This window comes from Streptomyces actinomycinicus, from assembly GCF_016741775.1.
GTDB classification, from domain to species: Bacteria; Actinomycetota; Actinomycetes; order Streptomycetales; family Streptomycetaceae; genus Streptomyces; species Streptomyces actinomycinicus.
This window is the reverse complement of sequence record NZ_JAERRK010000027.1, coordinates 22,515-49,406: the sequence shown is the minus strand read 5'-3', so window position 1 is coordinate 49,406 and position 26,892 is coordinate 22,515. Positions and strand designations below refer to the sequence as shown.

Below are 26,892 nucleotides of genomic sequence, written 5' to 3'. Positions count from 1 at the left end.
TCGCAGAGGTCGGACGTATATGGCGGAATCCCCCCATCCATCCGTCCACCATGCCACCCGCGCCCGGGTTTGCGGCGATGAGCTTGGTCACAGGCCTCAGTGCACGCCCACCGCGGCGAGCGCCTTGCGCTGACGCGGGGTCGGGTGGGCCGGGAAGTAGAGGTAGCAGACCCCTCCGGTGCCGGAGACGACCTTGCCCGAGGCGTTGTACCGCTTGGTCCTCAGCCAGATGTTCTCGAACTCGCGGCGCAGGTAGACCCGCCGTACCGCCGCGTCGTCGGCCGAGGCCGGGTCGTTGGCGATCACGTCGCCGTCCGCGGTGAAGCCGACCACGGTCATGAGGTGCCCCGAGGTGCCGTACCCGGCGCCGGTCAGTTCGCTCTTCAGGAAGGACTGGGACGTTATGGCCGGGATACCGGCCGCGATCAGCGTCTCCAGGTCGGTCAGCGAGGCGAGCCGGGTGACCACGCCCTGCAGCCCCTCGAAGGTGGCCGCGTAGGCGGCGTTGAAGGGCCAGTTGCCGCAGCCCTGGTACTGGTGGTCGTAGGTGAAGCGGGCCGCGTGGTCGACCTGCGGGTCGGCGTAGGACGGGTCGACCCAGGACAGCTGTTCGGCGGTGAGCCGGCCGCCCCAGTACTCGATGATCATCTGCGAGGAGGTGGGGCTGCACCAGGCCTCGCCGCCGTTGTCGTACTCGGGGTACTGGCCCTTGTGGATCTCCTGCGAGTAGCGCGGGACGGCCAGTTCCTGGGCGAGGCCGGGGGTGGAGGCCGGGACCGTGAAGCGGTCGGGGATGTCGGAGCCCATCGCCCCGAGCCGCCACACGGTCGGGGTGAGGCGGGTGCCCGGCCGGCGGTAGAGGGTGAGGCGCAGCCGGTACGACGCCAGGCGCAGGCCGGTGCTCGCGTCGTCGATGGCGAACGTGTCGGTCCAGACGGTGCTCCTGCCGTCGGTCTGGTCGTCCACCGAGGTCCGCTTGATGTCCTGGTCACCGGCCGCCCAGCGGCCCATCACGTACCAGGGCGTGTCGGTGCCGTCGGAGTACGTGCCCCGCAGCTCGACCTGGATCCAGGTGCCCGCGGGGGTGTGCGCGTTCCAGGAGGCGACGACCTCGGTGGCGGGCACGGTGAGCCGGCGGGCCGGGCCGGTCCAGGTGGCGAACTCCCAGGTGGCGGTGGTACCGGTGTGCGGGTCGGTGTAGTCGGTACGGCCGGCGGCGGCGCCGATCACGACACCGGGGCGCGGGCCCGGGACGGCCCGGGTGCCCTGGGCGTTCCCGCAGCGCCAGTCGCGGTACGTGGTCCAGGCGTGGTACTCGACGGGGCGGGCCTGCGCCCCGCCGGGACCGGCGGCGGTCGCTCCCGGGGCTGCGGCGGTCGCGGGGGCCGCCGCGCCGGTCACCGCGGCGGCGACGGCGACGGCCAGGACGGTTCTGCGGGACGGCTGTTCGGCTCTGCTCATGGGCGCGTTGACCCCCAGGTGTCCGAGTCGGGCTGGTCCGGTGCGCCAACTATGGAGCAGGCCGGACCCCCCTGCCAGCACTTCGGCGCATGCCGCGGCACGAATATTGGTCTGGACCGGTGAAGGGCCGGTCGCCGGGGCGCGCCGGCCGTCCAGGCCGGCTTGAGCGCGCCGAAGGGCGCGGGGAGCTGCGCGACCAGCCCCCACGCGCCCGCACACGGGCACGTCGCGCCACCGCCCGAACCGATCCCGCCCGGTCAGACGAGATCCATCGCGGCGACCTCGTCCGGGCGGCCGTAGCTGACCGGGCCCTGGAAGCGGCGACGGGCCGTGGCGAACCACCACACCGTGGCGATCAGCAGCACGCCGGCGAGCGCGATCGGCGCGTAGTTGAAGGAGTCCACGGTGATGGGCGACGCCTGCGGCAGCATGAACAGGACGCTGCTCAGCAGGATCCACACCACCGCGAGCCACCCGACCGGCCTGCCCCAGCGGCCCAGGTGCCAGGGGCCCGGCTGGAACTCGTCGCCGAGCCGCAGCCGCAGGAAGATCGGTACGGCGTAGGCGAGGAACAGCCCGACCACGTTGACGCTGACGATGGCGGTGAACGCCGTGTGCGACCACCAGCCCGGCACGACCAGGGCCAGCGAGGACGCGACCGCGAGCCATACCGCCTTCACCGGCGTACGGGTGCGCAGCGAGACCGAGTGCCACCAGCGAGAGCCGGGCATGGCACCGTCCCGCGAAAAGGCGAAGATCTGCCGGGTGTTGCTGGTGAGGTTGGCGAGGCCGCAGAAGAGCATCGCGCCGATGACGATGAGCAGCATGACCTTGGCCGTGGGCAGACCGAGGCCGTCGATGAGGATCTGCACGGGCGGGGCGGCCGCACCGGCAACCTCGGCGTAGTCACCAATGCTGTAGACCAATGCGAGCATCAGGATCAGTCCGGTGATCGCCGAATAGGCGATGGCGCGGGTGATCCCCCTGGGTGCGCTGACCGTCGCGCGGACCGTTTCCTCGGACATGTGGAAGCTGCCGTCGAAGCCGGTGAAGGTCCAGCTGGTGACGAGCAGGCCGAGCAGGCCGCCGTAAAGGCCGCTCGTGAAGCCGGTGTTGTTCTCGAAATGCGTCACGAACGACGCCGACTGATGATGGTCCGGCATCACTATGAGTGCGCCCACGATCACGACGAGTCCGATCAGCAGCCACCAGACGGAAATGCGGTTCAGTATGGCGACGAGCTGGACGGTGTAGGTGTTGGCGAGCCCCTGGAGCACGATGACGAGCGCCGTGATCAGGACCGTCTGGTGCGCCGTCGGCTGGTAGGAGGGCCACTGCAACTGCACGAAGACCTGGATGAAGGTGGCGGCTGCGTAGCCGGTGGCGGCGGTGCCGCCGATCTGGCCCACGAAGTTGAGCCAGCCCGTGAACCACGACCAGGCGCCCTTGTTCCGCTTGGCGAGTTTGCCGGCGGAGAAATAGAGCGCGCCGCTCGTCGGATAGGCGGAGGCGACTTCCGCCATGGCCGCACCGATGAGCAGGACCATGACCGAGACGCCGATCCAGCCGAACACGAGAATGCGGGGACCACCCGCGTTCATGCCGAATCCGAATGACGAGAAAATACCCGAGAGGATATTGATGATGGTGAAGGAGATCGCGAAATTATCGAACGCCTGGAAGCGCCTGGTCAGTTTCCGCGGATAACCCATCGCGTGCAGGGTGGCGTCGTCGTCGAGCACGACGGGATCCGCCGCGCGCGCTCGCGCCCGGGGAGTCGACATCCGTTCCGACACAGATCGGCCTTTCTCTCGCTGGGGAAATGGGGGACGAGCGGTCAGGCGGGCCCCGGGACGGGCAGGCCGCAGGCGCGCCGGGCCCGGGTGAGCTGCTCGGCGGGGTCACCGAAGGCGCTCCAGGGCATGCGCGAGGCGTACGGGCCCATCGCCGTGAACACCGCCCGGGCCTCGAACTCGCGCTGGGCCATGACCAGCGCGTGCGCGAGGTAGGCCAGGTCGAGCACCGGGGTGAAGCGATAACCGGCCACCGTGGGCAGCCAGTTCTGGTAGATCGCGAGTGCGGTCGAGCGCCACTGCGGCTGCTCCCAGACCTGCTCGGCGAGGAGCTGGGTCGGGTTGTAGCTCTCCACCAGGGCCACCAGCGGCAGCAGCCGGAGGGCGGACCCGGCGGGCGCCCGCTGGCTGAGGAAGGCGGCCACGTCCCAGGCCGCGTTGACCGAGCCGCCGTACCGCGTGAAGAAGAAGGACAGGAAGCGGTGGTGGGCCTCACGGTGCCAGGGGTCCAGGGACAGGATGTGCGCGAACAGCCGCCAAGGGCCCGGCGGCGCGGTGAGCAGACCGTGGGGTGCGGGGTCGCGCAGCCGGTGCAGCCGGGCCATGGCGAGCCTGGCGACCCAGGGGGTGGGGTCGGCGGGGGCCGACTCGGCGGCCCGGTCGCAGGCGGTCAGCGCGATCCGCTCCAGCGCCTCGGCACGGTCGTCGCGCGCGTCGGCGGCCCGCAGCGCACGCTGCACCGCGACCCGCGCCCACATCAGCTCCGCCTCCGGCGTCGGCTCCTCGGCCAGCCAGCGTTCGACCAGGTCGGTGCCTGCCGCCTCGGAGGCGAGGACCAGCGAGCGGTGGGCGCGGAGGGCGAAGTCGGAGCGCGTCTCGGCGAGCGCCTCGTGGGCATACCGATATCGCCCGGCGCGCACATCGACGCATACGTTCGCCAGGACGCGGTCGTCGGCCGCCGGATGCCATACATAGTGCCCTTCGAATAACTCCGCGACCATGTGCTCCTGCCGTCCCCGTTCCGCCGCATCACGTTGCGCAAGAGGCACCTTACTCAGCGTCGGCCACACCCGGAACGCCGAATTCGACATATTGGTCAGGGAATTCGCATCGTTTATGACCGTCATTGACTGGCCGCCAGCCGGTGGTTCAAAGTGTGACGTTTTCCGGCCCGTCGGCTCCCGCCGGTCCGGCCGCTATGGGCCCCTACTAGACTGTTCCGCGGAAATCAGCCCACACCACACCACACCTCGGGAATCGCCATTCACGACCTCGCCGCCCGGCTGCGCGGGCTCCCCCCTTCCCTGGGACCGGTCCGGCTGATCGGTGTCGACGGGCACGCCGGCTCCGGCAAGTCCACCTTCGCCGGGCGGCTGGCCCGGGCGCTGGGCGGGGCCCCCGTGCTCCACCTCGACGACATCGCCAGCCACGAGGAGTTCTTCGCCTGGACCGGCCGGCTCCGGACGCAGGTGATCGAGCCCCTCGCCCGGGGCGAGCAAGCCCGGTACACGCCGTACGACTGGCGCACCCGCGCCTTCGGCGCCCCGCTCCCCTTGCCGCCGGCGCCCGTGATCGTGGTCGAGGGCGTCGGCGCCGGCCGCCGGGCGCTGCGGCCGCACCTGGCGCGGCTGCTGTGGATGGAGCTGCCCGCGGAGGAGTCTTGGGCACGCGGCCGGCTGCGGGACGGCGCGGAGCAACGGGAGTTCTGGGACGGCTGGATCGCGGCGGAGCGCGCGCACTTCACCGCCGACGCCTCGCGCCCCCATGCCGATCTGCTGGTGCTGCAGCGACCGGAGGGGTACGAGGTGCTGCCGGGACCCGGCGCGGCTGCCACGGCCGACCATGGCGTGACCCTGAGTGATGGATTCTCGGCGATGGGGTGAGGCCGCTAGGAGCCGTGTGAGGCAACTTCCCGGAGTGCCTCAACTCTGCTTGACCCGGGGGCCGTACAGGACTTACGTTCTCAATGTGCGGCTTTCGGAGCCGCCCACCGACGCGAAGCCCCCGGTTGTTCCCCCGTGACCGGGGGCTTCGTCCTGTCCGCGGCCTCCTCCCCGCCCGCCTCGCGCGCCGATCCGCTCACCCTCGGTCACCAACGCGTGTACGCCCCGTCTGCTCCCGCCCCGGCGAACGCCCGGTGCGGCACCCTTCGGCCCGCGGTCGTACCGCAGGTACGATGCCCTCGGTGCGACCTTCGAGCCTGCCTCGCGCACCAGCAACTCCGGTCCGCGGCACAGCTGTTCGACCGCGGCGGCCGTCGGGCGACTGCCCGGCGGTGAACCACGGGGGCACGGTCTGTGGGGGGACGTGATGGACTTCGGCACGCAGGGCCCCGAGGCCCCGGCCGACCTCGCCTGGCTACGGGGTGTGGACGCCTACACGATGGGCGCCTACCCGCAGGCGGAGGAGGAGTTCCGTACCGCGGTGCGCATGGACCCGGGCATGGCGGACGCCTGGCTCGGTCTGCACGCGCTCCGCGTCGACACGACGACCGCGCTGCTGCGGATGTTCCGGCACCGCGAGCGCTTCGGAGAACAGCGCACCCGGCACCGCCGGCCCCTCAACTCCTGGTACTGGCTGGGGTGGTGGGTGCAGCCGGTGCTGGAGAGCCCGCGCGATCTGCTGCTGGCGCACGCCTCGCACTGGCTCGACGGCCGGCACGTGCCCGAACTGGACCGCGCCCTCGCCGGACTGCCCCCGGTCGACACCGACGCCCAGGTCCGCTTCCTGCACGCATGCCGCGCCTACCTGGTCAAGGACTGGGAGCAGCTGGTCCGGCACACCGATCCGCTGCTGGACGATGCCATGCTCGGCATCGAGGCCGGCCTGTTCGGCGGCATGGCCCGGGTCCGGCTGGAGATGTACGGCCAGGCCGAGCCGCTGCTGTCGGCGGCGCTGATGAGGTGCCGCAGCGAGCAGCCGCAGCGCAAGGAGCTGCGGTACTGGCTGGCGCGGGCCCACGAGGGCACCGGCCGCAGCGCCGCCGCGCTCCCCCTGTACCGGGCGGTGCACCGGGTCGACCCCGCCTTCATGGACACCTCCGCGCGGCTCGCCGCGATCGCCGAGGGCGACGGGTACGACGACGCGGCCGGCCTCGCCGCGATCACGCTGGCCGGCGCGGGGCAGGACACGGTGGACGGGCAGGACGCGTTCGATGCGCTGTTCGGCACGGAGGGCCGGGATCTGCGGCTGCCCGAGCCCGATCTGCCGACCGGGCCGCTGCCGTCGGTGAGTGATCCCTCGGTGCGGACGAAGACCGGGGTGTCCGGGGTGTCCGCCTCACCGATCCCGGCCGGCCCGACCGACCCAGGGCTGCTGGAGGAGGCGCTCGCCGAGCTGGAGCGCATGGTGGGGCTCGAGCCGGTGAAGCGCCAGGTCAAGGCGTTGTCCGCACAGCTGAACATGGCCCGGCTGCGGGCCGGGCAGGGGCTGCCGGTGCAGCCGCCCAAACGGCACTTCGTCTTCTCCGGGCCGTCGGGGACCGGCAAGACCACGGTCGCCCGCATCCTGGGCCGGGTGTTCTACGCCCTCGGCCTGCTCGGCGGCGACCACCTGGTGGAGGCCCAGCGGGCCGACCTGGTCGGCGAGTATCTCGGGCAGACCGCCGTGAAGGCCAACGAGCTGATCGACTCCGCGATCGGCGGGGTGCTGTTCGTGGACGAGGCGTACTCGCTGTCCAACTCCGGGTACGGCAAGGGGGACGCGTACGGCGACGAGGCGCTCCAGGTGCTGCTGAAGCGTGCCGAGGACAACCGGGACCACCTCGTGGTGATCCTGGCCGGCTATCCGGAGGGCATGGACCGGCTGCTCGCCGCCAACCCGGGCCTGTCCTCACGCTTCACGAGCCGCGTGGACTTCCCTTCCTACCGGCCGCAGGAGCTGACCGAGATCGGCAAGGTGCTCGCGGCCGAGAACGGGGACCGCTGGGACGAGGAGGCCCTGGACGAGCTGCGGTCCATCGCCGGGCACGTGGTCGATCAGGGATGGATCGACGAGCTGGGCAACGGGCGGTTCCTGCGGACGCTGTACGAGAAGAGCTGCGCGTACCGGGATCTGCGGCTGTCGACGTACGCGGGGGCACTGTCCCGGGACGACCTGGCGACCCTCCGGCTGCCGGATCTGATGCAGGCGTACGGAGAGGTGCTGTCGGGACGGGGCCCGCAAGACCCGTCGGCCATGTGAAACCCGCCCGAAGAGACCCGGGAAAGGCAAGCGCGCCCGAACGAGCACGGGCAAGGCAGACGCGCCCGAACGAGCACGGGCAAGGCAGACGCGCCCGAAGGGGCGCGGGGACGGGAGACGCGCCCGAAGGGGCGCGGGGAACCGCGCGACCGGCCACGACGGACCCGCGGCCGCACAGTTCCCCGCTCCACCACCCGGCCGCTAGGCGAGCGCTCCTTCCGGTTCCCCGCTCACCCTCGGCTCCGTCAGCTTCACGCCCGGCACGTCCCGGTGCGCCGGGTCCCGTACCTCACCCACCAGAAGCTCCAGTACGTCCTCCAGGGCGACCAGACCCAGCACCTTGCCGGTGGCGTCGGCCACCTGGGCCAGATGCGTGGCGGCCCGGCGCATCACGGTGAGCGCGTCGTCGAGGGGCAGCTCGGCGCGGAGGGTCGTCATCGGGCGCCAGACGTGCTGGGGCACGGCCCGGTCGGAGTCCTCCAGGTCGAGGACGTCCTTGACGTGGACGTACCCCATGAAGGAACCCTTCTCGGTCGCCGCGACCGGGAAGCGGGAGTACCCGGTGCGGGCCGTCAGCCCGACGATCTGGCCCGGGGTGACCGCCGGGGTCACCGTGACCAGGGACTCCCGGCGCAGCAGGACGTCCGTCACCGGACGGGAGCCCAGTTCCAGGGCGTCCTCCAGCCGTTCCTGCTCCTCGGGGTCGAGGAGACCGGCCTGGCCGGAGTCCTCCAGGAGCCGGTTGAGCTGCTCGGTGGTGACGACCGCCTCCACCTCGTCCTTCGGCTCGACCCGGAACAGCCGCAGGATGCCCTGGGCGCAGGCGCCGAGGGCCACCGTGATCGGCCTGCACAGGCGGGCGAAGTACACCAGGCCGGGGCTGAGCCAGAGCGCCGCCTTCTCGGGCGCCGCCATGGCGAGGTTCTTCGGCACCATCTCGCCGATGACCAGGTGGAAGAAGACCACGGCGGCCAGGGCGATGACGTAGCCGAGCGGGTGGATCATGCCCTCCGGCAGGTGGATCCACTCGAACACCGGCTCCAGCAGGTGCGCCACCGTCGGCTCGGCGACCGCGCCGAGCGTCAGGGAGCAGACGGTGATGCCGAACTGTGCGGCGGCCATCATCTGCGGCAGCCGCTCCAGGCCGTACAGCACCTGGCGGGCCCGGGCGGTGCCGAGCGGCTCGATCTGGCTGCGGCGCACGGAGACGAGCGCGAACTCGGCGCCGACGAAGAAGCCGTTGGCGAGTACGAGCAACGCGGCGAAGACGAGTTGGAGGACGCTCATCGGGCGGCCTCCATCACGTTGACCGCCGCGGCCGTCCTGACCAGGCGGACCCGCTCGGCGCGGTAGTGGCCGACCTGGCGGACGGAGAGCCGCCAGCCGGGCAGTTCGGCCTTGTCGCCGGGGGCCGGGATCCGGCCCAGCAGGTCGGCGACCAGGCCGGCGACGGTCTCGTACGGCCCCTCGGGCACGTCGAGGCCTATGCGCAGGAGGATGTCGACGCGGCAGCTGCCGGCCGCGTCCCAGGCGGGCCGGCCGTCCTCCGGCGGGGCGGGGGCCAGCTCGGGGACGTCCTTGGCGTCGTGCTCGTCGCGGACCTCGCCGACGAGTTCCTCGACGATGTCCTCCAGGGTGACCACGCCGGCCGTGCCGCCGTACTCGTCGACGACGACCGCGATGGGCTGCTCGCTGCGCAGCCGCGCGAGGAGCGGCTGGACCGGCAGGGTCTCGGGGACGAGGAGCGCCTTGCGGGCGATGCGGCCGACCGGGGTGCGCAGCCGGTCGTGCACGGGCACCGCCAGGGCGTCCTTGAGGTGGGCCATGCCGACGATCTCGTCGATCTTCTCCCGGTAGACGGGGAAGCGGGACAGGCCGGTGGCGCGGGTGAGGTTGACGACGTCCTCGGCGGTGGCCGAGTCCTGCAGCGCGCTGACCTTCACTCGCGGGGTCATGACGTGCTGCGCGGTCAGCTCGCCCAGGGACAGGGTGCGGACGAAGAGGTCGGCCGTGTCCTGCTCCAGGGCGCCGGCCCGGGCGGAGTGACGGGCGAGGGACACCAGTTCGCCCGGGGTGCGGGCGGAGGCCAGTTCCTCGGCCGGTTCGACGCCGAGGGCGCGCACGAGCCGGTTGGCGACCGTGTTCAGCGCGGAGATCACCGGGCGGAACAGGCGGGCGAAGCGGTGCTGGGGGCCGGCGACGAAGCGCGCGACCTGCAGCGGCCGGGACACCGCCCAGTTCTTGGGTACGAGTTCGCCGACCACCATCTGGATCGCCGAGGCCAGCAGCATGCCGACGACCACGGCGACCCCGGAGACGGCGCCCCCGGGAATGCCGAGCGCGGCGAACGGGCCGTGCAGCAGCTCGGCCAGGGCCGGTTCGGCGAGCATGCCGACGACCAGGGAGGTGATGGTGATGCCGAGCTGGGTGCCGGAGAGCTGGAAGGACAGTTCCTTCAGCGACTCGACGACCGTACGGGCACGCTTGTCGCCGTCGGCGGCGGCCTTCTCGGCGTCCGGACGTTCGACCGTCACGAGACCGAACTCGGCCGCCACGAAGAAACCGTTGGCGAGAATCAGCAGGAACGCCGCTCCGAGGAGCAGCAGGGGGATGGTCACGCTGCCACCGCCTTCCCCGTATGTCGGGTCGGGGCGGCGCAGGTACTACAGGACGATCCGTCCATCGCCGGAGGGAGTCACTCCTCGGGTAGCAGGAGCCCCTGGGCACCGGGCGGAGCGCAGGGGCGGAGGCACAGCGAGACGGCCTCCGCCCACCAGATTAATCAAGACTTGGGCTCGTGCGGCAGGGCGGAGGAGCCCGAGTGGGCCTCGGTGAGGGCGCGGAGGGCCTTGGCGTCGGCGATGGCGCGCTGTCTGGCGATGCCCGGCTGGATGCCGAGCGCGGGCTGGCTGGTGCCGTCGCTGAGGTCGAGGAACACCCACGGGTCACCCGGCCGGAGGTTCACCCGGAGGATCTCCGCCCAGGCCAGACGCCGCTTGCGGGCGATGTTGACCACGGTGACACCGGACTCGTCGGCGACCACCTTCACCCGGGCCAGCCGGGCCAGGAACCAGAAGCAGAGCGCTCCGGTGAGGATGAAGGTGAACCGGTCGCCCGGGCCGAGCTGCTCCAGCAGCAGCGCGACCCCGGAGATCACCACGAAGATCACTACACCGGCGGTGAGCAGGATCACCCGGGTGCGGCCCGGCCGGAAGGTGACGGGGAGGGCGGGAAGGGGGGTCGGGTCGGTCATCGGTCGGCGTACCCCTCTAGAGGCGGCAGGCGTGGATGGCCGTGGTCAGGATGGCCCGGGCGCCGATGGAGTACAGGTCGTCCATGATCCGCTGCGCCTCCTTGGCGGGGACCATGGCGCGGACGGCGACCCAGCCCTCGTTGTGCAGCGGGGAGACGGTCGGGGACTCCAGGCCGGGGGTGAGCGCGACGGCCTTCTCCAGCTGCTCGACCCGGCAGTCGTAGTCCATCATCACGTACGTCCGGGCGACCAGGACGCCCTGCAGCCGGCGCAGGAACTGCTGCACCTTGGGGTCGGCGCCCTCCTCGGCGTCGGCGCCGGTGCGGCGGATGACGATCGCCTCCGACTTCATGATCGGCTCGCCGAAGACCTCCAGGCCGGCGTTGCGCAGGCTGGTGCCGGTCTCCACGACGTCGGCGATGACCTCGGCCACGCCCAGCTGGATCGCGGTCTCGACGGCGCCGTCCAGGTGGACGACGGAGGCGTCGATGCCGCTGTCCGCGAGGTGCCCCGCGACGATGCCCTCGTAGGAGGTGGCGACCGTCCTGCCCTTGAGGTCCTCGATACCGTTCGCGGTGCCCGGCCTGGCGGCGAAGCGGAAGGTGGAGCGGGCGAAGCCGAGCGGCAGGATCTCCTCGGCGTCGGCGCCGGAGTCGATCAGCAGGTCGCGGCCGGTGATGCCCACGTCGAGGCGGCCGGATGCGACGTAGATCGCGATGTCGCGGGGGCGGAGGTAGAAGAACTCGACCTCGTTCTCCGGGTCGACGACGCGCAGCTCTTTGGACTCGCGGCGCTGCTGGTAGCCGGCCTCATGCAGCATCTCCGCCGCAGGGCCGGACAGTGAACCCTTGTTGGGGACGGCGATGCGCAGCATGAGGTCGGCTTCCTTTGCGTGAAGGGGTTTTCTACGGCTCGTTACAGCGGGCGGGTCACAGGTGGGCGTAGACGTCGTCCAGGGAGATCCCGCGGGCGACCATCATCACCTGGACGTGGTACAGCAACTGCGAGATCTCCTCGGCGGCCGCTTCCTTGCCCTCGTACTCGGCGGCCATCCAGACCTCGGCGGCCTCCTCGACGACCTTCTTGCCGATGGCATGGACGCCCTTGCCGACCAGCTCGGCGGTGCGGGAGGTGGCGGGGTCGCCGTGGGCGGCCTTCTGCTGGAGCTCGGTGAAGAGCTGCTCGAACGTCTTCTTGGACATGGTGAGCCCCACCCTACGCGGTTCGGCCGACTCCCTAGTGCCAGGGTTCAGATACTGAGCGGAGCGTGGCCGCGGTCGCGACCGCGGCGGTCACCGCCTCGTGGCCCTTGTCCTCGTTGGAGCCCTCCAGGCCGGCCCGGTCCAGGGCCTGCTCCTCGGTGTCGCAGGTGAGCACGCCGAAGCCGACCGGGACGCCGGTCTCGATCGAGACCTGGGTGAGGCCCTGGGTGACGCCCTGGCACACGTAGTCGAAGTGGGGGGTGCCGCCCCGGATGACGACGCCGAGCGCGACGACGGCGTCGTAGCCGCGGCCCGCGAGGACCTTGGCGGCGACCGGCAGCTCGAAGCTGCCGGGGACCCGGATCAGGGTCGGCTCGTCGATTCCGAGGTCGTGCAGGGCGCGCAGGGCGCCGTTCACCAGACCGTCCATCACCTTCTCGTGCCACTGCGCCGCGATGACGGCGACCCGCAGGTCGCTCACGTTGCGTACGGACAGTTCCGGTGCACCCTTGCCGCTCACGTCTCTCCTCCGTGCTTTCTCTTACTGGTTGCCGCAGGTGGCCGCGGACGCGGCCGTGGCGGCTGCCACGGCCGGCGTGTCGAGCCAGGGCAGGTCGTGTCCCATCCGGTCCCGCTTGGTGCGCAGGTAGCGGAGGTTGTGCTCGCCGGCCTGGACGGGCATCGGCTCGCGGCCGGTGACCTTCAGTCCGTGGCGCAGCAGTGCGTCGGTCTTGTCGGGATTGTTGGTCATCAGCCGGACGCTGCGCACACCGAGGTCGACGAGCATCTGCGCGCCGGCGCCGTAGTCGCGGGCATCGGCGGGCAGGCCGAGTTCGAGGTTGGCGTCCAGGGTGTCGCGGCCCTGCTCCTGCAGCTCGTAGGCGCGCAGCTTCGACAGCAGGCCGATGCCGCGTCCCTCGTGTCCGCGCAGGTAGACGACGACTCCGCGGCCCTCGTCCTGGATGCGTTCCAGGGCGGTGTCGAGCTGGGGGCCGCAGTCGCAGCGCAGGGAGCCGAAGACGTCGCCGGTGAGGCACTCGGAGTGCACGCGGACCAGGACGTCCTCGCCGGTGCCGAGGTCGCCGTGGACGAGGGCGACGTGTTCGACGCCGTCGAGGGTGGACCGGTAGCCGTAGGCCCGGAAGGTGCCGTGCCGGGTGGGCAGGCGGGTCTCGGCCTCGCGGCGGACGGTGGGCTCGCTGCCGCGGCGGTAGGCGATCAGGTCCTCGATGGAGATGATCGTCAGGCCGTGCTTGCGGGCGAACGGGATCAGCTCGGGCAGGCGGAGCATGCGGCCGTCCTCGCCGGCGATCTCCACGATGGCGCCGGCCGGGCGCAGGCCCGCGAGCCGGGCGAGGTCGACGGCGGCCTCGGTGTGGCCGTTGCGGACCAGGACGCCGCCGGACCGGGCGCGCAGCGGGAAGATGTGGCCGGGGCGGACGAGGTCGCTGGGCTCGGCGGTGCCGCTCGCCAGCAGCCGGAGCGTGGTGGAGCGGTCGGCGGCCGAGATGCCGGTGGTCACCCCGTGGGCGGCGGTGGCGTCCACCGAGACCGTGAACGCGGTCTTCATCGACTCGGTGTTGTCCTCGACCATCTGGGGCAGCCGCAGCCGGTCGAGTTCCTCGCCCTCCATGGGGGCGCAGATCAGACCGCGGCACTCGCTCATCATGAACGCGACGATCTCGGGGGTCACCTTCTCCGCGGCGACGACGAGGTCGCCCTCGTTCTCCCGGTTCTCGTCGTCGACGACCACGACCGGGCGGCCGGCCGCGATGTCGGCGATGGCCTGCTCTACGGGGTCGAGCACGAAGTTCTCGATGGTGTCCGTGTCGTACAGGATCGGTGCCGAGGTCATGCCGGCGCTCCTTCCAGGACGGGCTGCGGGCTCCGGCGGGAGCGCAGCCACCAGTCGCGCATGCCCCACAGGACGAGTGCGCCGTAGATGACGTAGACGAAACCGGAAAAGGCGTAGCCGTTGGCGAAGTTGAGGGGGACGCCGACGAGGTCGACGAGCAGCCAGGCGAACCAGAACTCGACCATGCCCTTGGCCTGGGCGTACATGGCGACGATGGTGCCGACGAAGATGTAGGCGTCGGGCCAGGGGTCCCAGGACAGGCTCGGGTACGCCTTGAAGAGGAAGGCCACGGCGACCGTGCCGGCGGCGGCAGCGGCGAGCATGGCCGCTCGCTCGCGTCCGGTGGCGAAGCGGGGGGCGATGTGGCCGTCCGCGGACCGGTCCTTGTCGCGCTGCCACTGCCACCAGCCGTACAGGGCGACGGCCATGACGACGGCCTGCTTGCCGGCGCTGCCGGTGAGGTGGCCGTAGAAGGCGGCGAAGAGGACGAGGCCGGACAGGAACTGCACGGGCCAGGTCCACAGGGAGCGGCGCCAGCCGAGGGCGAGGGTGATGAGGCCCAGGATGTTGCCGGCCATGTCCGACCAGATGATGTGCTGGCCGAGGAGGGTGAACGCCTCCGAGTTCAGCCAGTTCACCGGCCGGCCCCCTGCCCGGCCGCGAGCAGCCGCTCCACGTACTTGGCGATGACGTCCACCTCGAGGTTGACCGGGTCGCCGGCCTGCTTCACGCCGAGCGTGGTCAGGGCGAGGGTGGTGGGGATGAGGCTGACGGTGAAGTAGTCCGGGCCGGCCTCCACGACCGTGAGGCTGATGCCGTCGACGGTGATGGAGCCCTTCTCGACGACGTAGCGCGCGAGGTCCGCCGGGAGTGAGATCTTGACGATCTCCCAGTTCTCGGAGGGGGTGCGGGCCAGCACCTCGCCGGTGCCGTCCACGTGCCCCTGCACGATGTGCCCGCCGAGGCGGGCGCCGACGGCGGTGGGGCGTTCGAGGTTCACGCGGGAGCCGACGGTGAGCGCGCCCAGGCTGGAGCGCTTCAGGGTCTCGGCCATGACGTCGGCGGTGAACTCGTCGCCCTCGTGCTCGACGACGGTGAGACAGACCCCGTTCACGGCGATGGAGTCGCCGTGCTGCGCGCCCTCGGTGACGACGGGGCCGCGGAGCCTGAAGCGGGAGGCGTCGCCGAGGGTCTCGACGGCGGTGACCTCACCAAGCTCTTCGACGATTCCGGTGAACACTTCCCGGGTCCTCCTGCCTGTTCGGGCACGGACTCCGGGGCCTGTCGATGACGACAGAATCTACGGGTGAGCACACACCGGAGGCGTCGCCGGAAAAGGACGCGTCCGCACACGGACACATCCAGATACGGCGGCGCGCACACGGAAAACGCATGCCCGCCCGCCGCGCACTGCCTCCCATCCGGACTTTAACCGTCGGTCCAGGAATTTCACCTGGTCAACCGGCCGCTGGAAGCGACCGGGTCGCGGACTGTAACCGCCGGTTCGGACTTTCACCGACCCCGGAGTGCGCTGCTTCTGGTACAGGGCCAGTTTGCCACGCCCGGTGCTCGTCCATACGGATGAACGGTGTGGGCTCGCTCACAGTGCGTGTCGCCGGTTTCGCGCCACGCGGTCGGCCCGGCCAACTCGCCCTCGGGTCAGGGCGGTTGACGGCGGTTGACCTTGGTCCGGACCCATTGACCATACTGGTCTAGTCCTTTTAGGGTGCGGGCGGGCCCGGTGGCGGTGACGACGGCCCTTGCCCGCCGCCGGGCCGCCCAGGGCTCCGGGCGGATCCCGTCGCGCCCCTCCGGCGGGACGGGATCAGGGCTCTGGCAGGGTGAGCGCATGACGACCGTCCCGCCCGCCGAGGCGTTCGAAGCCCATCGCGCCCGCCTCTTCGGCCTGGCCTACCGGCTGCTCGGCTCCGCCCAGGAGGCGGAGGACGCGGTGCAGGACGCGTATCTGCGGTTCAGCGGCGCCGACCGGGCCGCCATCGAGCACCTCGGGGCCTGGCTCGCGAAGACGGTGACCAACCTCTGCCTGAACCGGCTGACCTCGGCCCGCGCCCGGCGCGAGCAGTACGTCGGGACCTGGCTGCCGGAGCCGGTGGTCACCGCCGACGGCACGCTCGGCCCCCTGGAGTCCGCCGAACGCCGGGACCAGGTCTCGCTGGCCCTGCTCGTGCTGCTGGAGCGGCTCACCCCGGCCGAACGCGCGGTGTACGTGCTGCGGGAGGCGTTCGGTTACGCGCACCGGGAGATCGCGGACGTCCTGGAACTGAGCGAGGCCAACTGCCGTCAGCTCTACCGGCGGGCGGCTCTGCGGGTGGCCGAGCCGGAGGGCCGGTTCGAGGCGGCTCCGGAGCGGCAGGCGGACCTGGTCGCCTCGTTCGTCACGGCTGCCCGCGAGGGTGATCTCGCCGCGCTGGAGCGGCTGCTCGCGGCGGACGTCATCTGGTGGGCCGACGGGGGCGGCAGGGTGACGGCGGCGCTGCGGCCGATCGAGGGCCGGGACAAGGTGGTGCGCTTCCTGGCGGGCATCTCCCGGCGGTTCGCGCCGGACACGGAGTTCACGGCGGCCGAGGTCAACGGCGAGGCCGCGCTGGTCACGTGGGCCGGCGGCACGCTGGTGGCGATCGCGGTGCCGGAGCTGCGGGGCGGGCTGATCACGCGGGTGCGGGCGGTGGTCAACCCGGACAAGCTTCGGTTCGCACGGCAGCAGCTCGCCCGCGTCTGAAAGTGGTCCGCCGGGGTTGTCACATTCTCCGGGGGCTGTCCGGTCCCAGCTGGTGGAGGGCGCTCCGGCCGGAGCGCCCCGGTGTCCGAAGGGACGGAGAACAGCATGACCACGATCCTGGTGACCGGCGGAACCGGAACGCTGGGCCGGCTCGTCACCGAGCGGCTGCGGGCGGACGGGCACGAGGTCAGGGTGCTCAGCCGGCACACCCTGCCGTACGCCGTCGACCTGCGCGAAGGCGGGAGCGGGCTGGAGGCGGCCCTGGCGGGGGTGGAGACGGTCGTGCACTGCGCCAGCTCTCCGCGCGGCGGGGACGAGGACGCCGCCCGGAACCTGATCGCGACGTCGCGGCGGGCCGGGGTCGGTCACCTGGCCTACATCTCCATCGTCGGCGTCGACCAGGTGCCGTTCGGCTACTACCGGAGCAAGCTCGCGGTGGAACGGCAGATCGAGGAGTCGGGGCTCGGCTGGACCGTCCTGCGGGCCACCCAGTTCCACGACCTGCTGGTGACGCTCTTCCAGGGGCTGGCCAAGCCGCCGGTGATGGCGCTGCCCGCGCACGTGCCGGACCAGCCGGTCGAGGTCGCCGAGGTGGCCGGCCGGCTGGCCGACCTGGCGCTCGCGGCACCGGCCGGCCGGGTGGCGGACCTGGCCGGCCCGGAGGTCCGTACGCTCGACTCGCTGGCCCGCGCCTATCTGCGGGCGACCGGCCGGCGCCGGCCGGTGGTCCCGGTCCCCCTCTTCGGGAAGACGTACCGCGCCTTCCGCGCGGGCGGCCACACGGCCCCGGACCGGGCCCTGGGCAAGATCACCTTCGAGGAACACCTGGCGCGCCGGTTCGGAGAGGGAGCTGCGAGGTTCTAGTACGCCGGTGGTGCGAAGACGTCGTCCTGGGCCCGGTCCCTGGCCGTCAGCAGGGCTCCGCGCAGGACCGCGGCGCCGCCGAGGGTGCTCGCGCGCACCTCGGTGGCCAGGGGTGACATACGGCGCAGCCGGGCCTCCACGAGGCCGGCCAGCACCCCTCCCCCGGCCTGGCCGACCTCGCCGCCGAGCACGACGCGCCCCGGGTCCAGGACGGCGACGACGGAGGCGGCGCCTATGGCGATCCGGTCGGCGAGGATCCCCAGGAAGCGGGCGGCTCCGGTGCGCTCGCGCGTGCCGTCCCGGAGTTCCGCGCGGCCTTGCGCACGGTCTCCCGCTGGGCCTTCCGCACGGTCTCCCGCGAGGCCTTCCGCGCGGTCTTCCGGGCCTTCCGCTGGGCCTTCCGCACGGACTCCCGCTGGGCCTTCCCCACGGACTCCCGCTGGGCCTTCCGCGCGGTCTTCCGAGAGGAGTTCCGCCGGGTCCTCCGCCGGCTGTGCCACCGCGTCCCGCACCACCGCCGCGACGCCCGGTCCGTCCGCCGTCTCCGGCGTCGGCAGCCCGCACTCCCGGGCCAGTGCGGCGATCGCGGCCGCCCCCGTCAGCGAGTGGAAGCCGCCCTCGCAGTCCGTCGCCGAGGGGAGCGACGGCGTGCCCGGGACCGGCAGGAAGCCGATCTCGCCGGTGCCGCCCGAGGCGCCCCGCCGCAGGGTGCTTTCCAGGACGACCGCGGCGCCGACACCGTGGCCCAGCCACAGCAGCACGAAGGTCTCCCGGTCACGGGCGGCGCCCTCACGCTGTTCGGCCAGCGCGGCCAGGTTGGTCTCGTTCTCCACGATGACGCGGGCCCCGGGCAGCCGGTCCGGGAGCGCGGCGGCCAGACTGCGGTGCCAGGCGGGCAGCCCCGCGGAGTCCCGGAGGTCGCCGGTGGCCGGGTCGATCAGGCCCGGTGCGCCGATGCCTACGGTGTGCAGCCGGTCGGCACCGGCCTCCTTGGCGGTGCGCTCGACCGCGGCCACCGCCTGCTCCACGGCCGGCCCGGTCCCGGCGTCCGGGCCGATCGGCACGAAGGCCTCGGCGAGCACCCGCCCTACCAGGTCGGAGACGAGGACGAAGAGGCCCTCCGTGCGGACGTCCAGGGCGGCGAGGTGCGCGCGGTCGGCGACGATGCCGTAGAGCCGGGCGTTGGGGCCGCGGCGCTGCTCACCGGACTCACCCACCACGGTGATCAGGCCGGAGACGGTGAGCCGTTCGACGAGGTCCGCGACCGTCGGCCGGGACAGTCCGGTCAGCTGTTTCAACTGCCCCGCCGTCAGCGGGCCTTCCTGCTGCAGCAGGCGCAAGGCGAGCCGGTCGTTGATGGCCCGGGCGGTGCTCGGGGATGCGGGCATGACGGGAATCCTCCCAGACGCGGGCGGCCTCCCTGCACACTATCTATCAGGCAGGGACCCTGATAGTTTGCGGCGGTGCCGCGACGGCGCGGTGGGGAACTCCCGGGGAGGGGCTGGAACATGGGTGACGTGGGTGGCGCACGGGACGAGGTCAGGCGCGCGCGCTACGCGGTCGCGGCCGTCTTCGCCGTGCACGGCGCCGTGACCGGCTCCTTCGCGACCCGGGTGCCCTGGATCCAGGACCACGCCTCGCTGAGCGCGGGACAGCTCGGCTTCGCGCTGGCCTTCACCGCGTTCGGCGCCTCGTGCGCCATGCCGCTGGCGGGACGCATCAGTCACCGGTTCGGCAGCCGTACGGCCCTGCGCGGACTGCTGGCGCTGTGGACGCTGTCGCTGATCCTGCCGTCCCTCTCGCCGAACCTGTACACCCTGTGCCTGGCGATGTTCGCCTACGGCGCGACCTCCGGCATGGCCGATGTCGCGATGAACGCGCTGGGCGTCGAGGTCGAGCGACGGCTCGGGAAGTCGATCATGTCGGGGCTGCACGGGATGTGGAGCGCGGGCGCGCTCGCCGGGTCGGCGGCCGGCACCCTAGCCGCGCACCTCGGCTCGGACGCGCGCGTGCACCACGTGCTCGCCGCGGCCGCCCTGACCCTCCTCGGCCTGCTGGCCTGCACCTGGGTGCCGGACGTGCAGCCGGCCGAGGACGAGGAGCCGCCGCCGCGGTTCGCGCTGCCGCCACGCTCGGCGCTGCTGATCGGCGCGGTCGGGTTCTGCGCGGTGTTCGCCGAGGGCGCGAGCCTGGACTGGTCGGCGGTGTTCCTGCGGGACCGGCTGGACGGTTCGGCCGGTCTGGCGGCGGCGTCGACGACCGGGTTCATGCTGACGATGGCGGTGGCCCGGATCGCCGGGGACGCGGTGGTGAACCGCTTCGGCGCGGTGCGCACCGTCCGCGGCGGCGGTGTCCTGGCCGGTGCGGGCGGGCTGCTGATCGTCCTCGCGGGGCATCCGGCGGTGGCCATGGCCGGGTTCGCGCTGACGGGTCTCGGGATCGCCGTGGTCGTACCGCTGTGCTTCGCGGCGGCCGGGCACGCCGGCCCGAACCCCAGTCAGGCGATAGCGGGCGTGGCGACGGTCACCTACACCTCGGGGCTGATCGCCCCCAGCCTGATCGGCGGGGTGGCGCAGGCGACCAGCCTGACGGTGTCGTTCTGTGTGGTGACCGCGCTGTCCTGCGGGCTCGCGGTGTTCGCGGGAGTCCTGCGCACCGCCGGGCGCGGCGGCCGGACCGGGGTCAGCCGGCCGGCCGCAGCAGTTCCCGACCCGCGGTCCTGAAGGCGTCGCTCCAGGGCGCGGGACGCATGGTGGTGGCGTCCAGCCGGACGAGCACCCGGCTGCCCTCGGCGTAGGTCTCGGCCCCGTCGGCCGAGCAGAACCGGAAGCCGTAGGTCAGACCGGTGGTGCCGAGCCGCTCCAGCCAGAGGTGGACGGCGTAGGGGCCGGGACGGGTCACCGGTGCCCGGTAGGTGATCCGCAGTTCCTTGACCGCGTTGCAGGCGTCGCCGGCCGCCACCCAGTCGCCGTCGAAACGGACGCCGTGCTGGTACCACAGCTCGGTCCAGGCCCGCTCGACCATCAGCGGGTAGCGGGCGTTGTGGAGGAGCCCGAGCGCGTCGAGGTCGTCGAAGTGGACGGTGACGGGTATGAGCCGGCCGTGGGAGACGGCGGGGGCGGTCGGGGCTTGGGCGGTCACGGAAGGGGCTCCTGAGCAGCTCGGGCGGGGTGGACGACACCTCGTACGGAACCATACTAAGCGACCGCTCAGAAGCGACCCCGCCCGCGCATGCCGTCCGGACGCGGGCGATCAGCCGCATCAAGCCCTCCGAACCGCGATGGATCGGGAACGCAGTTCATGAGTGAGGCCGTGCGGGCGTGGAGCGGCCAGGTACCCCTGACAATGGTCCGGACCGTCCTCACGTACGTAAGAAAGCGAAACCACCATGGATCTCGGCGTGCGCTGGAAGCTGCACGGTGACGGGCGCACGCCCGCGCCCGGAGCGGTGGTACGCCCCGACGAACGGCTCTCCTGGCCCCGCACCGTGGGCCTGGGCGCCCAGCACGTGGTCGCGATGTTCGGGGCGTCCTTCGTCGCCCCGGTACTGATGGGCCTGGACCCCAATCTCGCGATCACGATGTCCGGTGTCGCGACGATGATCTTCCTCCTGGCCACCCGCGGCCGGGTGCCGAGCTACCTCGGCTGCTCCCTGTCGTTCGTGGGCGTGGCCGCCGTCATCCGCGCCCAGGGCGGTACGAGCGCGACGGTGACCGGCGCGGTCCTCGTCGTCGGCGCCGTGCTGTTCCTGGTGGGCCTCGCCGTGCAGCGCTTCGGCGCCCGGATCATCCATGCCGCCATGCCGCCGATCGTCACCGGCGCGGTCGTCATGCTGATCGGCTTCAATCTCGCCCCCGTGACCGCGTCCACGTACTGGCCGCAGGACCAGTGGACGGCCCTGCTGGTGATGCTGTTCACCGGTCTTGCCGTCGTCTGTCTGCGTGGTTTCTGGTCCCGCGTCGCGATCTTCCTGGGCCTGGTCTTCGGGTACGGCATTTCCTGGGCGTTCGACAGGGTCTTCGGCAAGATCCACTCCATGAGCCCGGGCGGCAAGCTCACCGACCACTGGCGTCTGGACCTCTCCGGTGTCGCCAAGGCCGACTGGATCGGCCTGCCGCACTTCCACGGTCCGTCCTTCCAGTGGTCGGCGGTGCTGGTGGCGCTGCCGGTCGTCATCGCCCTGGTCGCGGAGAACGCGGGGCACGTCAAGGCGGTCGGTGAGATGACCGGCGACCCGCTGGACGACGAGCTGGGCACGGCGATCTCGGCCGACGGCGTCGCCTCCGTGCTGTCGACGGCCGTCGGCGGCCCGCCGAACACCACCTACTCGGAGAACATCGGCGTGATGGCCGCGACCCGCGTCTACTCCACCGCCGCCTACTGGGCCGCCGCCTGCTTCGCGCTGCTCTTCGGCGTCTGCCCGAAGTTCGGCGCGGTCGTGGCCGCCGTCCCGGGCGGGGTCCTCGGCGGGATCACCGTCATCCTCTACGGCATGATCGGCCTGCTCGGCGCCCAGATCTGGCTCAACGCCAAGGTGGACCTGCGCAACCCGCTGAACCTGGTCCCGGCCGCCGCCGGCATCATCATCGGCGTCGGCGACGTCCCCATGAAGTTCACCGACCACTTCTCGCTCAGCGGCATCGCCCTCGGCACCCTGGTCGTCATCACCGGCTACCACGCCCTGCGCGCCTTCGCGCCGGACCACCTGAAGCAGCAGCAGCCGCTGCTGGACGAGGGCACGTCCTCCTACGACGCGGAGCCGGGCACCGGGACGCCGCGCGCAACGTCGTAGTCCCGGGGGTTCCCCCGTTCCGGCGAAGCACCGGGCCGGTCGGCACGCCGGCCGGCCCCGGGCTGGGACCCTTCCCCCATGGCGCAGCCGGCTCACCTCACCACCCCCGTCGACGCCGTCGTCACGCGGATGCGCGCGCTCGACGCGGCCCTGCCCGAACGGGACGGCGTCGCCGTGTTCAACCGCGTGTACCTCGCCGTCACCGAGGAGGTCGACCGCCGCCTCGACGCCGGGGAGTTCGCGGACCCGCGCGCGGCGGCCCTGCTGGACGTGCGGTTCGCCGAGCGCTATCTCGCGGCGGTCGACGCCGCTGCCGCGGACCGCCGTCCGCCCGCCTGCTGGCGGCCCCTGTTCCAGCTGCGACGCCACCCGGGGGTGCGTCCGCTCCAGTTCGCGCTGAGCGGCATCAACGCCCACATCGGGCACGACCTGGCGCTGGCCGTGGTCGACACCTGCCGTTCGCTCGGTTGTGAACCGGCCGACCTGGAGGACGAGTTCGACCGGGTCGGCGATCTCCTCGTGTCGCTGGAGGAGCGCATCCGGGAGGAACTGATGCCGGGCCCCGACCTCCTCCAGATCGCCGATCCGCTCACCCACCTGCTGGGCTCCTGGAGCCTGGAGCGGGCCCGCGAGGCGACCTGGGCGGCCGCCCGGGCGCTGTGGGCGCTGCGGCACTGCACCGACGTCGCCGAGGAGTTCACCGAACGGCTGGACGCGGCGGTGGGGTTCGCCGGGCGGATGCTGCTGACACCATTGCCGGACTGACCGGTCCGGCCAGGAACTCCCCCATGTCCGCCGTGCACCGGCGGCACGGACTCGATCGCGAAGGAGCAGCCCCATGGCGACCCGGCTCGGCCTCGGTCTTCCTCAGATGCGGCAGTACTCGATCGGCACCGACGTGCCCGAAGTGGCCAGCGCAGCCGAACGGATCGGCTACGACAGCCTGTGGGTCTTCGAGCGGGCCCTGTTCCCCGAGCCCGCCACCCAGGGTCTGTACGGCATCGCGGGCCTGCCCTGGCCCGACGAGTACCGGCACGTGGCCGACCCGCTGGTCACCCTCACCCTGGCCGCGGCGGCCACCCGACGGGCGGAGCTGGGCTCCAGCGTCCTGGTGGCGCCGCTGCACCTGCCGTTCCAGCTGGCCAAGGCGCTGGCGACGCTGGACGCGGCGAGCGGGGGCCGGGTGATCGCGGGCTTCGGCAGCGGCTGGTCCCTGGACGAGTACGCCGCATCGGGCGTCCGGCCGTTCGAGGAGCGCGGCGCGGTCCTGGACGAGGTCATCGAGGTGTGCCGGGCGGTGTGGGGCCCGGATCCGGTCGTCCATGACGGGAAGCTGGCCAGCATCGCCTCCGCCGTGGTGGGGCCCAAGCCGGCCCGGCCGATCCCCGTCCTGCTGGCCGCGGGCAGCAAACGGGCCTTCCGGCGGCTGGTCGACCACGCCGACGGGTGGCTGCCGACGAGCCTGCGCGCCGAGCAGGTCGCCGCCCAGTGGCGGGAGCTGCGGGAGACGGCCGAGGCGCGGGGCCGTACCGAGCCGATCCGGACGGTGCTGCGGGTGAACACCGCCCGCCAGGCCGAGCCGTACGAGGGCACCGGCCGCAGGCCCTTCCAGGGCAGCGTGGACCAGATCGTGGCCGACCTCGTGGACTACGCGGAGATCGGCCTGGACGAGGTGATCGTGGACCTCCAGGGCTCCGCGCGGGACGCGCGGGAGCTGGCGGACGTCGCCGCCGAGCTGTTTGAGAAGGCGCGGGCGGCCGGAGTCTGAGGCCGGCCGCCCACGCCTTGGTCCTGGTTCCCGGTCAGTCCTCGGGAAGCTCCACCGGGGCGATCTCGTCGTAGACGTCACCCGGGCCCGGGTTGGCCGCGTCGGTGGTGCCGCCGAAGTGGTGCATGACGCCCCAGACCGCGTTCAGCGCGGTCTGGATCGCGCCCTCGGCCCAGCCGGCCGTCCACGAGATGTCGTCACCGGCGAGGAAGATGCCCCGCTTGTCCTCGGGCAGCCGGTCCTGCATGAAGTGGGTGAACAGGCGCCGCTGGTAGCGGTAGTGGCCCGGCAGGTTGGCCTTGAACGCGCCCATGAAGTAGGGCTCGTTCTCCCAGGAGACGGTCACCGGGTTGCCGATGATGTGCTTCCTGATGTCGACCTGGGGGTAGATCTCGCCGAGCGACTTCAGCATGACCTCCATCCGCTCGTTCGCGGACAGCGGCAGCCACTTCAGGCTGTCGTCGCACCAGGTGTAGGACAGGCAGATCACGGCCGGCTTGTCCGGGCCGTCGTCCAGCAGGTAGGTGCCGCGGGTCATGCGGTCGGTGAGCGTCATCGACATGACGTCCCGGCCGGTCGGGTTTCCCCTGTCGTCGACGGCCTTGTCCAGCCAGAAAGGCCGGTCCACGGGCACGAAGAGCTTCGAGGACTCCATGTAGTGGGTGCGCTCGATCGCGGTCCAGTGGTCGATCGGGAAGAGCGAGTCGTCGCAGGCGATCTTGGACAGCAGCATCCAGGACTGGGCGGTGAAGATCGCCGCCTGGTAGGTGCGGATGTCGCCGTTCGCGTCGGTCACGGTGATCTGGTTGCCCGCGGTGCGGTGCAGCCGGGTCACGGCCGGCTTCGGCTCGCCGTCCGCGTGCAGGGACTTCAGCGAGGTGCCGTACGGCCAGTGGACGATCTTCTCCGGCTCGCGCTCCCACAGACGCAGCGGCAACTGCTGGGAGCCGCCGACGATGCCGCGGTGGTGGTCGTCGGCCTCGGTGTAGACGACGCGCAGGATCTCCAGGATGGAGTTCGGGAAGTCGGTGTCCCAGCCGCCGGTGCCGAAGCCGACCTGGCCGAAGATCTCGCGGTGCCGGAAGGACTTGAAGGCCTCGGAGTCGCAGAGGAAGCCGTAGAAGGTCTGGTTGTCGAGCTTCTCGACCAGCTTGGCCCAGATCTCACGGATGCGCGGGACGTCCCGCTCGCGCATGGCGCGGTTCATGTCGGAGAAGTCGGCGCCCTCTTCGAGGCACTTGTTCCAGGCGTCGGCGACGTCCCGGTACACCTGCGGCAGGTCGTCGATGGTCTCGGCGTAGTGCGACTCGCCCTTGAGGTCCACGACGGTGGACGGGGTGGCCTCGGCGAGCGGGTTCGGGAAGGGCCTGGTCTCCAGGCCGACCATGTCGATGTAGTGCTGCAGCGCGGTGGAGGACGGCGGGAAGCGCATCGCGCCCATCTCGGCGGTCAGCGACTCGTCGCAGCCGTCGAAGCCGACCGTGCGCAGCCGGCCGCCGATCTGGTCGGCCTCGTAGACGACGGGCTTGAGGCCCATCTTCATCAGCTCGTACGCGGCCACGATGCCGGACAGGCCGCCGCCGATGACCGCGACCTCGGTGCCGTGCTCGGTCGCCGGGACCTGGCCCAGGCCCGCCGGGTGGGCGAGGAAGTCGTCGTAGGCGTAGGGGAAGTCCGGGCCGAACATGGTGATCGGCGGCTGCTGCTCGTCGGCGTGCTCGACGGCGTTGGGCACCGTGGACGTCATGGGGTACGGACTCCTTGCGCGGGGGTGGATCGGGGAAAGGCTCGGGGGGATCAGACGAGCGACCCGTACAGACCGGGGCGGCGGTCTTTCAGGTACGGGTTCGCCTCGCGGGAGGCGGCCAGGAACGCGGGGTCGACGTCGGCGACCACCAGTTCCTCGCCGCGGCCGGCGCGGGAGCGGGCGATGCCGTCGGGGCCGGCGAGGGCGGAGAGCCCGAAGAACTCGAACTCGCCCTCGTGGCCGACCCGGTTGACGTAGGCCACGTACATCTGGTTCTCCCAGGCACGCACCGGCACCATGGACTCGGCGACGAACTGGAACGGGTGCATGTTCGCCGTCGGCACGACCAGCAGGTCGGTGCCGGCCAGGGCGTGGGCGCGGGCGTTCTCCGGGAACTCGACGTCGTAGCAGATCATGAGGCCGACGGTCAGGCCGCCCAGCCGGGCCTGGACGAGGGACTGCTCGCCCGGGGTGAAGTGCTCGCGCTCGGCGCAGCCGAAGAGGTGGGTCTTGCGGTAGTTCGCGAGACGGGTGCCGTCGGCGGAGATCAGCTGGGCGGAGTTGTAGACCGTCTCGCCGTCGCGCTCCGGGTAGCCGTAGGCGATCGCCAGGCCGTGCCGGGTGGCGATCTCGGCGACGGCGTCCGCGGACTCGCCGTCGGCGGGCTCGGCGAGTCGGGCGATGTCGTCGCCGATCGCGTACCCGGTGAGGAACATCTCCGGCGCGGCCATCAGCCCGGCGCCCGCGGCGGCGGCCCGGCCCGCGGCGGCGTCGAGGACCTGGAGGTTCTCGGCGGTCGAGCCGGGGCGGCCGGAGCTCTGGAGCAGGGCGGTGCGCATGCGGGATCCTCACCGGTACGGGGTTTCGGGGGCCAGCTAGAAAGGTACGGTCGGCGCGCTCGGCCGGACAAGAAGGAGCCGTTGCGCGCCGGTGCGCGGATCGTTGCGTGGCAGGGGGGTCGGGCGGCGATTCGTTGCGCACCCCCGCAGGCCGGGCCCGGCCTCCCCGGGGCACGGCACCCGCTCGGGCTCCCGGGCCGAGCGGCGGTGGTGGGGCGCGGTCCGCACCGTGCAGGACGCGAGGCGGCGCGACGGGCGGGCGGCGGGCGTTCGGTCGAACCAGTCGCTCCGGGCCTCGTCGAGCCTCGTCGGCGGAACCTGTCACTGCGAGCCTTGTCGAGCCTCGTCGGCCGAACCTGTCACTGCGAGCCTTGTCGAGCCTCGTCGGCCGAACCT

At 72.1% G+C, this 26,892-nt stretch carries 24 protein-coding genes and 1 riboswitch; of the genes, 8 read left to right on the top strand and 16 right to left on the bottom strand.

Annotated features, from left to right (window positions below; translation table 11 throughout):
* Positions 1-96: 96 nt before the first annotated feature.
* From JK359_RS34565 to JK359_RS34555, 3 genes are all read right to left on the bottom strand, one after another.
* A complete protein-coding gene (locus JK359_RS34565; protein ID WP_201843586.1) occupies positions 97-1,461 on the bottom strand; it encodes a C39 family peptidase in 1,365 nt (454 codons plus the stop codon).
* 257 nt (positions 1,462-1,718) lie between these two features.
* Entirely contained in the window at positions 1,719-3,245 is a 1,527-nt protein-coding gene (locus tag JK359_RS34560) for an amino acid permease (protein ID WP_236678910.1), read from the bottom strand.
* Positions 3,246-3,298: 53 nt separating this feature from the next.
* A complete protein-coding gene (locus tag JK359_RS34555; RefSeq protein ID WP_201843584.1) occupies positions 3,299-4,255 on the bottom strand; it encodes a hypothetical protein in 957 nt (318 codons plus the stop codon).
* A gap of 213 nt (positions 4,256-4,468) precedes the next feature.
* On the opposite strand from JK359_RS34555, the gene JK359_RS34550 reads away from it, so the two are divergent.
* Entirely contained in the window at positions 4,469-5,137 is a 669-nt protein-coding gene (locus JK359_RS34550) for a uridine kinase family protein (RefSeq protein ID WP_236678924.1), read from the top strand.
* 427 nt (positions 5,138-5,564) lie between these two features.
* Positions 5,565-7,436: an AAA family ATPase gene (locus tag JK359_RS34545; protein WP_201843583.1), complete on the top strand. Its 1,872-nt coding sequence runs from the start codon at positions 5,565-5,567 to the stop codon at positions 7,434-7,436.
* 201 nt (positions 7,437-7,637) lie between these two features.
* On the opposite strand, the gene JK359_RS34540 is transcribed toward JK359_RS34545, so the two are convergent.
* From JK359_RS34540 to JK359_RS34500, 9 genes are all read right to left on the bottom strand, one after another.
* Entirely contained in the window at positions 7,638-8,723 is a 1,086-nt protein-coding gene (locus JK359_RS34540; protein ID WP_201843582.1) for a hemolysin family protein, read from the bottom strand.
* A complete protein-coding gene (locus JK359_RS34535) occupies positions 8,720-10,054 on the bottom strand; it encodes a hemolysin family protein (RefSeq protein WP_201843581.1) in 1,335 nt (444 codons plus the stop codon). The genes JK359_RS34540 and JK359_RS34535 overlap by 4 nt, the downstream gene beginning before the upstream one ends.
* 164 nt (positions 10,055-10,218) lie before the next feature.
* Positions 10,219-10,689, bottom strand: coding sequence for a PH domain-containing protein (locus JK359_RS34530; protein ID WP_201843580.1), 471 nt, complete (start codon positions 10,687-10,689; stop codon positions 10,219-10,221).
* A 16-nt stretch (positions 10,690-10,705) separates the two neighbouring features.
* Positions 10,706-11,563, bottom strand: a complete 858-nt coding sequence (gene hisG / locus JK359_RS34525) for an ATP phosphoribosyltransferase (protein WP_201843579.1) — start codon at positions 11,561-11,563, stop codon at positions 10,706-10,708.
* 55 nt (positions 11,564-11,618) lie between these two features.
* On the bottom strand, positions 11,619-11,891 hold the full coding sequence (locus tag JK359_RS34520; protein WP_189306322.1) for a phosphoribosyl-ATP diphosphatase: 273 nt from the start codon (positions 11,889-11,891) through the stop codon (positions 11,619-11,621).
* 34 nt (positions 11,892-11,925) lie between these two features.
* Complete coding sequence (gene ribH / locus JK359_RS34515; RefSeq protein WP_201843578.1) at positions 11,926-12,411, bottom strand: 6,7-dimethyl-8-ribityllumazine synthase; 486 nt, start codon at positions 12,409-12,411, stop codon at positions 11,926-11,928.
* 21 nt (positions 12,412-12,432) lie between these two features.
* A complete protein-coding gene (locus JK359_RS34510) occupies positions 12,433-13,746 on the bottom strand; it encodes a bifunctional 3,4-dihydroxy-2-butanone-4-phosphate synthase/GTP cyclohydrolase II (protein ID WP_201843577.1) in 1,314 nt (437 codons plus the stop codon).
* Positions 13,743-14,384: a nicotinamide mononucleotide transporter family protein gene (locus JK359_RS34505; protein ID WP_201843576.1), complete on the bottom strand. Its 642-nt coding sequence runs from the start codon at positions 14,382-14,384 to the stop codon at positions 13,743-13,745. The genes JK359_RS34510 and JK359_RS34505 overlap by 4 nt, the downstream gene beginning before the upstream one ends.
* Positions 14,381-14,986: a riboflavin synthase gene (locus tag JK359_RS34500; RefSeq protein ID WP_201843575.1), complete on the bottom strand. Its 606-nt coding sequence runs from the start codon at positions 14,984-14,986 to the stop codon at positions 14,381-14,383. The genes JK359_RS34505 and JK359_RS34500 overlap by 4 nt, the downstream gene beginning before the upstream one ends.
* Before the next feature lie 163 nt (positions 14,987-15,149).
* Positions 15,150-15,280, bottom strand: a riboswitch (FMN riboswitch).
* A 315-nt stretch (positions 15,281-15,595) separates the two neighbouring features.
* Between JK359_RS34500 and JK359_RS34495 the strand changes: the two genes are divergently transcribed.
* Entirely contained in the window at positions 15,596-16,486 is an 891-nt protein-coding gene (locus JK359_RS34495; protein WP_201843574.1) for an RNA polymerase sigma-70 factor, read from the top strand.
* 105 nt (positions 16,487-16,591) lie between these two features.
* Positions 16,592-17,350: an SDR family oxidoreductase gene (locus JK359_RS34490; protein ID WP_201843573.1), complete on the top strand. Its 759-nt coding sequence runs from the start codon at positions 16,592-16,594 to the stop codon at positions 17,348-17,350.
* Here JK359_RS34490 and JK359_RS34485 read toward each other — a convergent pair.
* Complete coding sequence (locus JK359_RS34485; protein ID WP_201843572.1) at positions 17,347-18,738, bottom strand: ROK family transcriptional regulator; 1,392 nt, start codon at positions 18,736-18,738, stop codon at positions 17,347-17,349. The two genes, JK359_RS34490 and JK359_RS34485, sit on opposite strands and share 4 nt — an antisense overlap.
* A 120-nt stretch (positions 18,739-18,858) precedes the next feature.
* Between JK359_RS34485 and JK359_RS34480 the strand changes: the two genes are divergently transcribed.
* On the top strand, positions 18,859-20,073 hold the full coding sequence (locus tag JK359_RS34480; protein WP_201843571.1) for an MFS transporter: 1,215 nt from the start codon (positions 18,859-18,861) through the stop codon (positions 20,071-20,073).
* On the opposite strand, the gene JK359_RS34475 is transcribed toward JK359_RS34480, so the two are convergent.
* A complete protein-coding gene (locus JK359_RS34475) occupies positions 20,033-20,491 on the bottom strand; it encodes an acyl-CoA thioesterase (protein WP_201843570.1) in 459 nt (152 codons plus the stop codon). The two genes, JK359_RS34480 and JK359_RS34475, sit on opposite strands and share 41 nt — an antisense overlap.
* Before the next feature lie 247 nt (positions 20,492-20,738).
* Between JK359_RS34475 and JK359_RS34470 the strand changes: the two genes are divergently transcribed.
* The 3 genes from JK359_RS34470 to JK359_RS34460 all read left to right on the top strand — a co-directional run bounded on the left by JK359_RS34470 (position 20,739) and on the right by JK359_RS34460 (position 23,910).
* Positions 20,739-22,142: a uracil-xanthine permease family protein gene (locus tag JK359_RS34470; protein WP_201843569.1), complete on the top strand. Its 1,404-nt coding sequence runs from the start codon at positions 20,739-20,741 to the stop codon at positions 22,140-22,142.
* Positions 22,143-22,220: 78 nt separating this feature from the next.
* Positions 22,221-22,907: a DUF5995 family protein gene (locus tag JK359_RS34465; protein WP_201843568.1), complete on the top strand. Its 687-nt coding sequence runs from the start codon at positions 22,221-22,223 to the stop codon at positions 22,905-22,907.
* A gap of 73 nt (positions 22,908-22,980) precedes the next feature.
* The gene (locus JK359_RS34460; protein WP_201843567.1) at positions 22,981-23,910 is read left to right on the top strand and encodes a TIGR03619 family F420-dependent LLM class oxidoreductase; all 930 of its coding nucleotides are present in this window, start codon (positions 22,981-22,983) and stop codon (positions 23,908-23,910) included.
* A gap of 34 nt (positions 23,911-23,944) precedes the next feature.
* Here the strand turns inward: JK359_RS34460 and JK359_RS34455 are convergent, their stop codons facing one another.
* Together JK359_RS34455 and JK359_RS34450 are read right to left on the bottom strand one after the other, a co-directional pair.
* Positions 23,945-25,657, bottom strand: a complete 1,713-nt coding sequence (locus JK359_RS34455; RefSeq protein ID WP_201843566.1) for a flavin monoamine oxidase family protein — start codon at positions 25,655-25,657, stop codon at positions 23,945-23,947.
* A gap of 50 nt (positions 25,658-25,707) precedes the next feature.
* Positions 25,708-26,496, bottom strand: a complete 789-nt coding sequence (locus JK359_RS34450; RefSeq protein WP_201843565.1) for a carbon-nitrogen hydrolase family protein — start codon at positions 26,494-26,496, stop codon at positions 25,708-25,710.
* Positions 26,497-26,892 lie beyond the last annotated feature (396 nt).